Consider the following 13026-nt stretch of genomic DNA (forward strand, 5'->3'; position numbering starts at 1 on the left):
TCTCCTTCATTAACTCATTAACTAAACGGTAAAAAAAGCGAAAATCAGTACACAACGCATTCAACAGGGTTTAAGGGTCGTCTCTTAATGGTCATCTATGAGAATCAGGCGTCGCGTCGCAAAAGAAACCTGAACAAGGGAAAATGTGAGGAATACTTTTGCAGTGACAGCCTGCTGGAGATGTTCATCTCGCGGCGACTGCGTTTATCATCGCGCTTTGCGTATGTTTCGCCTATCCGTCGAACAGCTAAAAAACAAATAGCCGACTGACTATTGACGCCAAAACCCATGCGCTGAGCCGACAAAAAGGGTTCTCACTCCCAATGTGAACATTCGTGGGCGCTCGATTATTAAGAAAGCGACATGATATCGATGCGCCAAGCGCCTGGAGCCCCATACAGAGGATATCCCTTATTCTCCCGCTCTATCTCCATGTGGACGCGGGGCCTTGGGGGAGCTCTTCACTACAGACGTTCCCATTCTGGAGAAGCTGTCCAAAGGCTCCCAAGGCGCGCAGCGTTATTCTTATATAGAGAAAAAGTAAGAACAGAGAAGAACGGTCCAGCATAGACAACCGGGTATTTGAGAATTAGACGATTGTCGGATTGAGGGCGTTCAAAAAATTCTGTATAACCAATGACATACCCACCGCGCCAAGCAAAGGAGATACGCAAATGGCCGCTCAAGCCAATACTTTTTCTGCTCCCCAGTCGCAATTACGCGATTCTTTCGATGCCTTCCGCAAGCTGAACGGCCCTATTGCTTTTCGCCTCAGCGCCGTTACGACAGAAGCCGTCACGCCCTCTGCGATCATCCTCATCAAAGAATACCTGCAACGGATTATTTATCTACAGAAAGACAGCGAGATGGTCACGCTGCCCTCAATTGTAACCATCGCCAATTTGTTCGAGACGACTCTCAAAGAAGTCAAACTGGCCTTACGCGAATTCAAGAAAATGGGCTTTAATTATCGCATTCAAGGCGAATTGCAGCCTGTCCATATCTGGGACGCCTTGTAGCGCCTATCCCATACTTCAGACATTAACTGATCAATTTTGATCACTCATAAAATTAGCAACTCATAAAATTAGCAGGAGAGATTTTTAATCGGGTTTTTTAGCTATAACTCTTGGGCTCTGAACGATGGCATTGACCATCGTTTTTTTTTTGCCAAAATCAACAAGACGCCAAGGGCCTTGCCCCGGCGTTTGACCTTCCCCAGCCTAAAGACTTGAAAGCATTAGGACTTTGGCATGCATAAAAGTGTTATTTCGATGTTACTGGGCTCTCTTATCCTGCTCTTATGTATTGCAGGAGTGACATTCTGGAGTCAGTCGGAAGCGGGACGCGCAAAGGAGCAGCTCTATCGCTCGCTCACCATTCGCGAACAAATGACGTATTTGTTTTTTCTTGTGCTTGACATGGAATCAAATACCCGTGGATACGCCATTACGGGTAAAAAAAGCTTTCTGGAGCCGTTCGCCAACGCACGCTCTCAGGTGAGGTCCGTCAAAACAGGTTTGATGTCAATTGCCAAGGATAGAAGGGTGATCCAGCAATTACCGTCTCTGTTTACGTTGATCGACCAAAAAATTACCCACATGGAGCGAATCATTGATCAACCCTCGCAGCAGGACGCTCGACTCATTGTGCTCACAGGCCAAGGACAGCTGCTATCAGGGCAGATCCGCCAAAAGATCGACGCGCTGGGCGCTATCGAAACCAAGCTCCAGCGAGATGCCTTAACCGACAGCAAAAACGCAGACTGGTGGTCCCGCGCTTTAATGGGACTGGGGTTTCTCTTGGCGACTTCGCTTCAGCTCTGGGCGTTTTACCTGCTCAGCCGCGAAATTCATCAACGTCAGCAGATGAATGATGATTTAGGCAAACTCAATAAAGAGCTGGAAGCCTTCAGTTACTCGGTTTCTCACGATTTACGCGCGCCCCTGCGCAGCATTTCTGGATTCAGTCAGGCGCTGCTGAGCCATAAAGCGTCACTGTTAGATGACGAGGCCCGTGAATTTCTGGATCGCATTATGGCCAACTCCCAGCGCATGGGCAGCCTGATTGACGACTTACTGCAATTATCGCGACTCTCCCGCGCCGAACTCAACAAGCAGGAGATTAATCTCTCGCAGATGGCCCAAGCCATCGCCGCCGATTTGAAAACAACCCACCCGGAACGTTCGGTCGAAATCGCCATTGCGCCCGATCTCACGGCCACGGCCGATAAAGCGCTGATATATGCGGTTCTTGAAAATCTCATCGGCAACGCGTGGAAATTCACTGCCAAGGCCAGCCACGCCCAGATCCGTGTCGGACAACGTCTTGAAGGCGATCGAAACGTCTTTTTCGTCCAGGATAACGGCGCCGGCTTCGATATGAAATACGCGCACAAGCTCTTCGGCGCGTTTCAGCGCCTGCATTCGGTTTCAGAGTTTGCCGGCAACGGGATTGGGCTGGCTACCGTCCAACGGATTCTGCATCGCCACGGGGGATCCATCTGGTGCGAAGGCGAGCCCGGCAAAGGCGCTACGTTCTCGTTTACGTTATAATGCCCGTACTGGGAACAATGCCATAAAGGAGCGCGTCATGGAAAAACGAAGCACCATCCTCCTTGTTGAAGACAACCCGGATGACGAACGCTTAACGTTGATGGGCTTTCGCGAAAATAACATTTTAAATCCCATTAAAGTCGCGCGCGATGGCGCCGAAGCCATCGACTTTATTAGCGGCCAGGGCGCATACGCCGACCGCGATCCGTCGACGCCTCCGCAACTGATTGTGCTGGATCTCAAGTTGCCCAAAGTCGACGGCATTGAGGTTCTGCGCTATATTCGCACGTCTCCCTTTACACAATTCACGCCGGTCGTCATTCTGACGTCTTCGCGAGAAGAAAAAGATCTGGTGGAAAGCTATCGCCTCGGCGTCAACGCATATGTTCAAAAGCCGATTGATTTTCTGGAATTTACGCAGGCGGTTAAGCATCTGGGCATGTTCTGGCTGCTGTTAAACGAAATTCCGTACCAGTCTCAGGCCCAAGCACTCAGCCCCCTTCATGGCTAACGCGCTGCGCGTCCTGCTGGTTGAAGACAACGAAAGCGACGCCCTTCTCATTCATAATCAACTCCGATACGACGCGCAGATCGAGCTCACCCGGTTTCATCGCATCGAAAATGCTGCTGAATTAGACCAGGCCCTGCAAAACGAGCCGTGGGATATTGTGCTGTCAGATTACAATTTGCCCAGCTTTAGCGGCCCTGACGCGCTGGCGCTGACCAAGCAGCATCACCCCCATCTTCCGTTTATTCTGGTGTCCGGCAAAATCGGCGAAGAAACCGCCGCCGCCGCCCTCAAGGCCGGAGCCAGCGACTATCTGCTCAAAGACCGGCTCTCCAAACTATCGCGCGTCGTACTGCGCGAAATTGACGAGGCCGAACAACGCCGCTTATTAGCCCAGGCCCAGCAAGATTTAGCCAAAGCCAAGGAATTCGCCGAACAGGCCAATCGCCGTAAAAGCCAGGTGCTGGCGTTTGTCGCGCATGAGTTTAAAAACCCGCTGCACGCTATTCAGCTTTTTACGGATATTCTGAAATCTTCTTCGGCGCAAGGCGCTCTGAGCGACGGCCATCAACAGGCGATTCACAGCATTGAGCGCGCTCTTCATCAGCTTCAGGGCCTTGTCGGGGATATTCTGGATATCGCCGCGATTGAGGCGGGCAAAATCCGTTTGGCGATGCAGTCGGTGGCGCTCAATGAGGTTATTGAAGAAGCCCTCCTGATCGTCGGCGAGCAGGCCAGGCGGCGATCCATGACGCTCCATTTTTCGCCGCTGGCGTCACTGCCACGCATCACGGCCGATCCACAGCGCCTGCGGCAAGTGTTTATCAATCTGCTGAGCAACGCTATTAAATATTCGCCTGAGGGCGGCGCGGTCATGATCTCGCAAGATTGGGATGCGCCCGACGGCTACGTGCGGACGCATTTTCAGGATCAGGGCGCGGGTATCGACGAAGCGGCGCTGAAACAACTTTTTCAGGAATTCTATCGCGTCTACAGCACGCTGCATTCCCAGCAGGAAGGCGTCGGGCTGGGGCTGGCGCTCAGCAAAACGCTGGTTGAATTGCATCACGGGGAGATTCTGGTCAAGAGCGAGCCGGACAAGGGCTCGACCTTCAGCGTTCTGTTACCTGTTTGCCAGCCGTCGCCGGACTGATCCCATTATAAGGCCGGCCTCTTGGGGGCCGTTCCCGCCCCCAAGAGGCTGACTTTATCATGGGATCATACTCGACGGAGGGCCTCGCCATTAATCGGCCAGCGGGCCTTCCAGTGACGCCTGAGAAAACTGACGGGCGTAAGGATTGTCACTGCTCAGCAACTCTTTCGGCGAGCCGCTCCATTGCACCACACCCTCGTGCAGCAGTAACACCCGGTCCGCCGTGCGCTGGATCGTCGAATGCTGGTGAGTGACGACCACGCTGGCAGCGCCCAATTCGTCGCGCAGCTTTAAAATATAATCTTCAATCATTGTCGAAGCGATGGGATCCAGGCCTGCGGTCGGCTCGTCGTAGAGAATAATACGCGGATTGCTCATAATGGCGCGCGCAAAACTGACGCGTTTTTTCATCCCGCCGGACAGCTCGCTGGGCAATTTATCCTCGATGCCTTCAAGCCCGACAAGCCGCAGTTTTTCTTCCGCCTGCGCGCGAATTTCGCGCGGTTTAAGCGTCGGGCGTTTTTTCTGGCGTTGATCCGGTTCTTCAAGGAGCGAGAAGGCCACGTTCTCAAATACATTGAGCGAATCAAACAGCGCCGAATACTGAAACACAAACGCCACATTGGGATCGCCCAGAATAATCTCGCCATCGTCCGGCGTTTCCAGCCCGCCAATGAGCTTGAGAAGCGTGCTTTTGCCGCAACCGCTCACGCCGATGATACAAACAACCTCGCCCTCGCTCACCTCCATGCTGATGTCGCGAATGACGGGATGCTCGCCATACGACTTGCTGACGTGTCGAACATCGATCAGCAAATCGTCAGAGGAGGGGGACAATTCGGGCGCGGTTTGAGCCATTACAGGGCGCTCCCGTAAATCAGATACGTCAGAATATAATCGCACACGGCGACCGATAAGAAGGACCAGACCACGGCGCGGGTGGTCGCCACGCCCACGTCTTTTGCGCCACCGCGCGTATTCAGCCCAATACTGGTCGACAGAATCGCGATCAGAAAGCCGAAGACGCTTGATTTGATCAGCATCGCGCCCACGTCGCGAAACGACGTCTGACGCCACACTGAATCTAAATACGCCAGAAACTGAACGTCCGCCAGCCAGTAACTAATCACCATTCCGGCCAGAATACCGACGATGGCGGTCATCAGCGTCATCATCGGCGTCACGAGGATGCTCGCCAGAACGCGCGGCAAGGCGAGATAACGCGCCGGACTCATCTGCAACGTCCGCAAGGCGTCAATCTGGCTTGTAATACGCATGGTCGACAGCTCTGCGGCAAAAGCCGAGCCCGCCATGGCCGTGATGGCCACCCCGGTCATAATCGGGGCCAACTCGCGCAGCACCGCCAGCGAGACCAGCGCGCCCACGTATTCGCCCGCGCCCTGGCGCGCCATCTCTTGGGCCACCTGAAGCGCGATCACCATCGCAGAAAACGTCACCAGAATCATCGACACGCCCAGCGCGTCGACGCCCACAAACGCAGCCTGATCCATCGTATGACGCCAGCCAATACGCCCGCGCACCAGAAAACCGAACATCTGCCCGGCCAGAACCACGGTTTCGCCAATGGTCCTGAAAAAACTGACGCTGCCGCGCCCCACGCCGCTTAAGGCGCGACGCGTAAAGGGAAACCAGGGACGACGAGAGTGAGAATCAGACATTTTTCAGCAGAGCAGGGGCTTTAACAGCAACTTTCAAAGGCAAACAGGGACAGGCTGAACAGCGAACGCCGCCATGGCAAGACGCGCGCCGTTTCCCTTTCATCATATCATCGCCCAAAATACGCCCCGCCACGACCCTGCTCTGATGGCTACGTTTTGTAATGAGCATTGTAACGACGGCTAATCTTTCTTCTACCCGAGCGGATAGTACCCAAAAGCCCATTTTCAAATCGGCCTCGCAATGGCATACTCATAACTACGGCGTCCCGGCTGAATGGGGTATATAGACAATGCCCGAAGCATTGACTGCGAGAAGCGGGACGCCGTGTCCATCTTCTTTACGAATTTCTGCAGACCTTCGATCAGACCCGACTTAAGGATTTTTCGCCAGGCGACCGTGATAGGCGCATGGGCTGCATTTGTTAACAGCATTCACCTGCTAAGGGTTTACTGACAGCCATTCAACGGAGGGCCGGCTGTCAGTTTTGTTTTGAGAATTTTCCGTTACCCGGCGCAAGCGTCTCCCGACGGCTTGCTATCTGCCTGCTGCGCTCTGGGGTGCGCTCCCAGATAAGCGCGGCGCAGGCGCTCCGTGCTGACATGGGTATAGATCTGCGTGCTGCGGATGCTCGCATGCCCAAGCAGCTCCTGGACCACGCGTAAATCCACCCCATGATTCAGCAAATGGGTCGCAAACCCGTGGCGAAACATATGCGGATGAACCGCCTTGCCCAGGGACGCCGCCTCTGCCAGCGCATTCAGGATCCGGGCCACGCTGCGCGCGGTCATCCGTCCGCCCCGGCTGTTTTGAAAGACGGCTCGTTGTCGCGCATCGGGCCGCAGGGCAATGGTTTGACGCAGGGCAGACAACGCGCGGTCGCTGACAAATGCGACCCGTTCGTGTCCCCCTTTGCCCGTCACGCGCAGCTCAGCGTTTTCCCAGGCGATATCGTCGGTATTCAGCGACACGAGTTCGCTGACGCGCAACCCTGACGAGAACAACGCATCGACAATAGCGCGCGCGCGAACGGCTTTCGCGTCATGCCCGGTGAGATGATGCCCGTCGTCATGGGATCCGTCAGCTTCAAACGGGTCGGCGGCGCGCAGTAAGCGATCGACTTCTTCCTCACTGAGAAAATCCGGCAAGCGCTTGAGCGTCTTGGGGCGACGGAATTGCAACGGCAGCGTCGCGGCCTCTACGTAGTGCTCACGCGCCAGAAACTTGAAAAACGTCCGAACCGCCGACATGCGTCGCGCAACGCTGGTACGTGACAGCCCGCGATTGGCCAGCGCCCCCATATAGCGATTCGGCGTTTCGCGCAAGGCTTGGGCAAAGCCCGCCGGCGATATCAGCGACTGATCGCCCAGCGCCTCGCGCAAGGTCTGACGCAGCCATGGCAGAAAATCCTGCAAGTCGGCTTCGTAGGCGCGCAGCGTATGCGGCGATAAATTGCGGTTGAGGGCGATATAGGTCGTAAAGGCTTGCGCGCCCTCGTCAAATGGCGCCAGCGCGCTTTCCAGATCACCCTCTATCCGCATCCCGCTATTATAACGCCCGAACCCACAAGCCGACGCGGCTCAAGCCTTAAATTTCGAGCGCGCTTTGAATCATGCTCTTGGCCGACTGCAAGGCCGTGACATTGGCCTCATAAGCCCGCGTAGCGGAAATCATATCGACCATTTCGCTGACCACATTGATGTTGGGCAGCTCGACGTAGCCTTGCGCGTCGGCGTCTGGGTGAGACGGGTCGAAGACTTTACGCATCGGCGTCCTGGAATCGTCAGTAATTGCGTCGACCTGCACCCCAACCCCGCCCGCCGGGCTGGCGGAAATACTGGCGCGCAGCATCGGCTTGCCGTCGGGACCGATGCTCATGCCACTGGAGCCACTGGTCATTTCCAGCGCGCCGTCGCCGCGTCCGCCTTTGGAAGCGGCCGCAAACGATTGCGAAGCTTCATTGAGCAACGGCGCAAACACCACGTTTTTGCGCCGATACGCGCCGATAGAGCCATCGGCCTTGCGCGTCGTGTTGACGTTGGCCAGATTACCCGCAATCACGTCGAGCCGCAGGCGCTGAGCGCTGAGAGCGGAGCCGGTAACGTCAAAAATATCCATCTATCGCCTAGCCCCCGTTGCTGATAACGGTTCGCGTACTGCGGAAAATCCGGCTCTGAAGGTTGCTCAGCGCCAGATAGCGCTCAGTATTACGCGCCAGACTGACCATTTCGCCTTCCACATCGACGCCGTTGCGGTCATTGCGGAACTGTTCGCCGTCTCGCTCGTTGAGCTGCGGCTGTACCTGCTGCAGCGACTCAGGCGCCGCATCCAGCGCGATATGGCTGGCTGAAGACGCGCGCATCGCCAGCGGGCGCGAATTATCGGCCTGTTGCGAGCCGTCTGACTGTCGCGCTTCAATGGCCGAGCGCAATTGCGACTCAAACGACACTTCCCGCTTTTTATAGCCGGGCGTGTCGACGTTGGCCAGATTACTGGCAATGGCGGTATGCCGCAGCGCGAGCCCATCCAGCGATTTGCCCACGACGTCGCTCGTAAACGAGGACACCCAATCCATCAACATCATTCCCACGTCACGCGTACATCTGTATAGTGTTAGTCTAGGGCCGCTTGCGGGCGCTTTCCTCGTTCATCTGGAGGAGTTTGGCGGCTGGAGCGCTGCCAGGCTTTTGAAGATTTTGCCAGACGCGCATCGCGCGCCGAAACAGGAAACGTTCTTGCCATGGACACGCTCACGCCGGATCAGCGTCGCCGAACCATGCGCCGGGTGCGCAGCCGCGACACCGGCCCCGAACGCCGCGTTCGTCGCGCCTTATGCGCCATGGGCGCACGCTATCGCCTCCACCGCCGGGATCTTCCCGGCGCGCCCGATATCGTATTCAGCGCGCAGCGCAAGGCGATTTTCGTCCACGGCTGCTTCTGGCACAGCCATACGTGCAAGGCGGGGCGCAACACGCCGCGTTCAAACCAGGATTACTGGGACGCCAAACTCGCCCGCAACCGCGCTCGTGACGCCGATCATCTCGCGCGCCTCCGGGCCGACGGATGGCGCGTCCTGATTCTGTGGGAATGCGAACTGAAGGATGCCGACGCATTGGCCCGCGCGCTGGCGGCATTTCTCGCCAAGGCTTAGCTTTGGAATCAGGGCAGACGGGGCAGCGCGTCGGCCAGCGCGCCTGCGACTGTCTGCGAGGCGCTCTGCGAGCCTAGCGCGTCTCGAATGCGCGCATATCCCGCCCTTAATGCCTCTCTTTCGGGCGTATCCGGGAGCAGTAAGGGTTGAATATCCTCGCTCAGGCGCTGCGGCGTCACGGATTCCTGCAAGCGCTCTATCACAAAGGGATGATACGGATCAGTGAGAATGTTCGGCAAGCCAATACTGGGCAAAAGGCATACGCGGCGGGCAATAGCCGCAAACAGAGGGTGCCCGCGATACACGATAATCATTGGCGTCTGATACAGCGCAGCTTCCAGCGTCGACGTACCGGATTTCACAATAGCCGCATCGGCGATGGAAAGCAGCGCGCGCGCATCGCCGTCAATAAACCTCAGCGGCGGACGCCCCTCGCGCCGGTAAGCCTGTTGCAAGGCGCGATCAAACGCCGTGAGCGAGAGAGCTGACGAGCGCGACAGGGCCAGTTGCGGCGCCTGAAGACCCATGGTCTCCTGAAGCCGCCGCCCGGCGCCAATCAGCGGGGCGAGCAGATACGAGATTTCCATCCCCCGCGACCCGGGCAGCAGAGCCAGCACGGGCCGGGCCGGATCAAGCCCATGTTCGGCGCAAAACGCGACGCGATCGGCAGGCGGCGGCAAAACGCCCGTCAGCGGATGACCCGCATAGGTCACCGGCACGCCGTGCGTCTCATAGAGCGCAACCTCAAACGGAAAGATGCAGAACACCCGGTCCACATGCGCCTGAATCCGCCGGATGCGTCCGGGACGCGACGCCCAGATTTGCGGCGGAATAAAATACCAGAGCGCGGGCGAATCGGCCCCAAATCGACGGCGAATCTGCTCTGCAAGCAGCAGATTAAAGCCGCCGTAGTCGATCAGCAAGACAATCTGCGGCTGAAAATCCTCCAGAAAGCGCAAAATCTGGCGCCCCAGACAATAATGATGCCAGGCGCCCCACACAGCGCCCGCGCCGACGCGCCCCATCCCGGTCTGATCGGCGATCAATCGCACGCCTTGCGCCGCAAGCGACGCGCCGCCCACTGCGGCAATTTCCACATCCGGCCGCAAGGCCCGCAACTTGGCCACGACGCTGGCCGCATGCTGATCCCCCGAGGGATCCCCGGTGATGATCGCCAAGCGAGTGACGCGATTCATACCCTCAAAACCACGCGCGCGAACTAGCGCTCAGCAACTGCGCGCTCGCGCAACGCGCGCCCCGGCGCCGCCGCATCAGCCGCCACGCCCAAATCGTCCGCCGTCACAGAAATTACCGTCATGCCCGCGCGATCGGCAAAAGCCGCCATCTCCTGGGGGTCGAGATACAGAGTCGCATCCGCCTCGGTGACCAGCGCGCGCAAGCCGGCGTCGCGCATCATTTTGAGCGTACGCACGCCGACGGTTGGCACGTCAAAACGCTGATCTTGAGAGGGTTTTGCGACTTTAACGGCAACGCCGCCCTTGCGACCGCCCCATTTTCCGGCGCGGCGCAGGCATTCGTCAGTCCCTTCAATGGCTTCTACGGCCAGCGTCATCCCCTGGCTGACCACGACCGTCTGTCCGATATCCAGTCGCCCCATCTCCTTGGCCAGATGAAAGCCATAGGCGGCATCGCGCACTTCTTCATCGAACAGCGAGCGCTGACTCAGGCGGCAGGCGGGCAGAATCAGGTCCTTCAAAAAAGCCGTTTGCGGCAGCACTTGAAGCCCCTCGGCCTCGATAATATCAATCAGGCCCAGCATCATGCGATCGTCGTTCCGCAGGGCAAGACGACGCAAGGCGTTCAGCGCAACTGCGTCGAGGCGCGGATTGCGAAACAACAGCCATTTGCTGACCTTGCCCGCAAACACGATATGCGACACCCCGCGCTGTTTAAACAGCGCCAGATTCTGCCCCAGCAGGCCGGGAGAAATCGCATCCAGGCTGCTCACGCCCAGCGCGCGCAAGGCGGCGGCGTTATCGCGATCCATGGTAAAGGCGGCGACGTCCCAGCCATACGCCATGGCATTTTGAGCCACGCGCGCCGGCAACTCGCCGCTACCGGCGAGAAGACCCAATCGGCCTACGGAAGGTTGGCATACGTCCGTCATACGTTCTATTAAATCACAGACCCGCGCCATGCGCAGGGCTCGCCCATTCAGCCGGGTTTAAATCCCTTGATGGATGAAAAGCGCCGCGCCAGACCCCATAATAAAACTGGCGCGGCCTCTGCGGATCGCCGCCGTGAGTTTTCAGCGCGAGTGGGACGTCTGGACCGTGACGCAAACCAATTTAAACCTGAACGAAGCGTGCCTACTGGAATTTCTCCAAAAGGGTCTTCCGCCCGCTTCCACCCCGCGCGAATCGTCGCCAATGGCGAGTTTTCCGGGCGAACGTTCGTTAGTGCGCGGGCAAAAGCCTAACGGCCACAGCATACTGCCATCGCCGCAGACGCGCCCGCTGTAATCAGCGGCGAGCAACGGACAGAGGTCTTATTTTCAGGAAGCCCTCTGCTCAGGGGGGCGACTACGGCTGACGCGCCAGATCCCGTCAGATTCGGGGCGTTCGCACGCGCGCGCATTGCACGCGATAGCTCGCTTTGGCGACCGGAACGCCATCGATCATGTATTCTGCCGTCAGAATCCCTTCCAAGCGGGCGTCTTCGACGTAGCACAGAGCGATGGTCTCAACACGCTTCCACAGCGGATTGGCTTCATATTCGTACTGGGTGGTAATCACCGCCGTATTGCCGAAGGTCAGCTCCGGCGCTTCGCTGAGGCGAAACACCCGGTTGCGCGAAGGCTCCACGTTGATGCCGAAATTATCGTAGTCCACCTGCATCAACGACGCCTGCTCCTCCCAATCGCCGCAGAAGCGTTTGGGGTCAAAACGACGGGTGGCGGCTTCGAGTTGCTGTTTGAGTTCTTCCACGCGGGTATTGAGAATGGCCTCGGTTTCTTGCGTCTGCGTCCGCGCGACGGCCAGATCCTGCTGCACGCGTTCAAGATCGCGCTGCATCAGGTGCGCGTTCTTTTCGGACTCGATTAACTGGGCGTGCAGGCGCGATTTCTCATCGAGCAGTTTAAAATGGCGGTTCTCGTCGAGCTGCTCTTTCAGACTGCCGATCATGCCGCTGAGCTCTTTCACCTTCCGGTGAAACATGCTGTTGGCATTGTACAGGTGCGAGTTGAGCTTCTCGGTTTCAACGAGCTTGCCTTGCAGCGAGTCTTTTTCGGCCATCAGGCGATCGAGCATCTGCACGACTTGCGTGGAGCGCTCCGACGACATGGCCTGTGCGCCACGCGCCGAGCGGGCGGGCATTTGGGCATAAGGTCGCGTGACGCGACTAATCGGCGCGGGACGGGATGCGTTTTCTGGCGGCAGGGAGACAATTTCGCGAATCTCCTGCAACGTGCGCCCCAAGGCCAGATTCTTGCGGATATTCTTGAACAGATTGATATGATGCGGGCTATACTGGCGACGCCCGAACTCATCGGTGGGAATATTCAGGCCCAGCTCGCCTTCCCACTGACGCAAGGTATCTTCATCAATATCAAACTTCTGTAAACTCTCTAATACGGTGTCAACGGTAAACACGCGTAATCCCCTTTGTCAAAATGCCGTAACGGTTTCTTTCCCCACTAGTGTACACGGAAATTCCGTTTTGGGGGGAAGCGCGTCTGAGGTTACCCTCGCATCGGGCCCGCGTCGAGCGGCTTGACAAAAATAAAGAAATGTAACACAATACGCAATAAGATTCGGGGTATGGAACAGGGTATTGAGTCAGGGCGTAGCGCCCGGCGCTTTTTCAGTTAAGCGGCGTTTTGCTGCCCTCGCTGGGGCTGGCTTTAGACGTCTTTGGCCTGTAAACGCGTTAGACGCGCGGGATTTTCGCGCGGCCATGGTTTTATCCCCCTCACTCCCAACCTGAAAATTCGACCGGCCTCCCAGCCTTTCGGGCGAGG

14 protein-coding genes are annotated in these 13026 nt (G+C 57.3%); 6 read left to right on the forward strand and 8 right to left on the reverse strand.

All coding sequences use genetic code 11. The features are described 5' to 3' along the window. Positions 1-674: 674 nt before the first annotated feature. From IPK79_11875 to IPK79_11890, 4 genes are all read left to right on the forward strand, one after another. Complete coding sequence (locus IPK79_11875; protein ID MBK8191134.1) at positions 675-1019, forward strand: hypothetical protein; 345 nt, start codon at positions 675-677, stop codon at positions 1017-1019. 234 nt (positions 1020-1253) lie between these two features. After that, positions 1254-2555, forward strand: a complete 1302-nt coding sequence (locus IPK79_11880) for a CHASE3 domain-containing protein (protein MBK8191135.1) — start codon at positions 1254-1256, stop codon at positions 2553-2555. A 37-nt stretch (positions 2556-2592) separates the two neighbouring features. Beyond that, positions 2593-3066, forward strand: coding sequence for a response regulator (locus IPK79_11885; protein MBK8191136.1), 474 nt, complete (start codon positions 2593-2595; stop codon positions 3064-3066). Beyond that, a complete protein-coding gene (locus tag IPK79_11890; protein ID MBK8191137.1) occupies positions 3059-4216 on the forward strand; it encodes a hybrid sensor histidine kinase/response regulator in 1158 nt (385 codons plus the stop codon). The genes IPK79_11885 and IPK79_11890 overlap by 8 nt, the downstream gene beginning before the upstream one ends. Before the next feature lie 90 nt (positions 4217-4306). Here the strand turns inward: IPK79_11890 and IPK79_11895 are convergent, their stop codons facing one another. From IPK79_11895 to flgB, 5 genes are all read right to left on the reverse strand, one after another. Beyond that, positions 4307-5074, reverse strand: coding sequence for an ATP-binding cassette domain-containing protein (locus IPK79_11895; protein MBK8191138.1), 768 nt, complete (start codon positions 5072-5074; stop codon positions 4307-4309). Next, positions 5074-5895: an ABC transporter permease gene (locus IPK79_11900; protein ID MBK8191139.1), complete on the reverse strand. Its 822-nt coding sequence runs from the start codon at positions 5893-5895 to the stop codon at positions 5074-5076. Before IPK79_11900 ends, IPK79_11895 begins: the two co-directional genes overlap by 1 nt. 504 nt (positions 5896-6399) lie before the next feature. Continuing rightward, positions 6400-7434, reverse strand: coding sequence for a tyrosine-type recombinase/integrase (locus IPK79_11905; protein ID MBK8191140.1), 1035 nt, complete (start codon positions 7432-7434; stop codon positions 6400-6402). A 46-nt stretch (positions 7435-7480) separates the two neighbouring features. After that, positions 7481-8011 (reverse strand): flagellar basal body rod protein FlgC, encoded by a 531-nt coding sequence (gene flgC / locus IPK79_11910; protein ID MBK8191141.1) that lies wholly within the window; start codon positions 8009-8011, stop codon positions 7481-7483. A 7-nt stretch (positions 8012-8018) separates the two neighbouring features. Then, on the reverse strand, positions 8019-8483 hold the full coding sequence (gene flgB, locus IPK79_11915; protein ID MBK8191142.1) for a flagellar basal body rod protein FlgB: 465 nt from the start codon (positions 8481-8483) through the stop codon (positions 8019-8021). Positions 8484-8633: 150 nt separating this feature from the next. Between flgB and vsr the strand changes: the two genes are divergently transcribed. After that, complete coding sequence (vsr, locus tag IPK79_11920; GenBank protein MBK8191143.1) at positions 8634-9044, forward strand: DNA mismatch endonuclease Vsr; 411 nt, start codon at positions 8634-8636, stop codon at positions 9042-9044. An 8-nt stretch (positions 9045-9052) separates the two neighbouring features. On the opposite strand, the gene lpxB is transcribed toward vsr, so the two are convergent. Together lpxB and lpxI are read right to left on the reverse strand one after the other, a co-directional pair. Beyond that, a complete protein-coding gene (lpxB, locus tag IPK79_11925) occupies positions 9053-10240 on the reverse strand; it encodes a lipid-A-disaccharide synthase (GenBank protein ID MBK8191144.1) in 1188 nt (395 codons plus the stop codon). Positions 10241-10263: 23 nt separating this feature from the next. Continuing rightward, entirely contained in the window at positions 10264-11172 is a 909-nt protein-coding gene (gene lpxI, locus IPK79_11930) for a UDP-2,3-diacylglucosamine diphosphatase LpxI (GenBank protein MBK8191145.1), read from the reverse strand. A gap of 73 nt (positions 11173-11245) precedes the next feature. Here lpxI and IPK79_11935 point away from each other — a divergent pair, with 73 nt between their 5' ends. Next, positions 11246-11527: a hypothetical protein gene (locus IPK79_11935; GenBank protein ID MBK8191146.1), complete on the forward strand. Its 282-nt coding sequence runs from the start codon at positions 11246-11248 to the stop codon at positions 11525-11527. 84 nt (positions 11528-11611) lie between these two features. Here IPK79_11935 and IPK79_11940 read toward each other — a convergent pair whose 3' ends face one another. Further along, positions 11612-12658 carry a MerR family transcriptional regulator gene (locus tag IPK79_11940; protein MBK8191147.1) on the reverse strand — a complete coding sequence of 349 codons (1047 nt, stop codon included), beginning with the start codon at positions 12656-12658 and terminating at the stop codon, positions 11612-11614. Positions 12659-13026 lie beyond the last annotated feature (368 nt).

It is taken from the genome of Vampirovibrionales bacterium, from assembly GCA_016712355.1.
GTDB lineage: Bacteria > Cyanobacteriota > Vampirovibrionia > Vampirovibrionales > Vampirovibrionaceae > JADJRF01.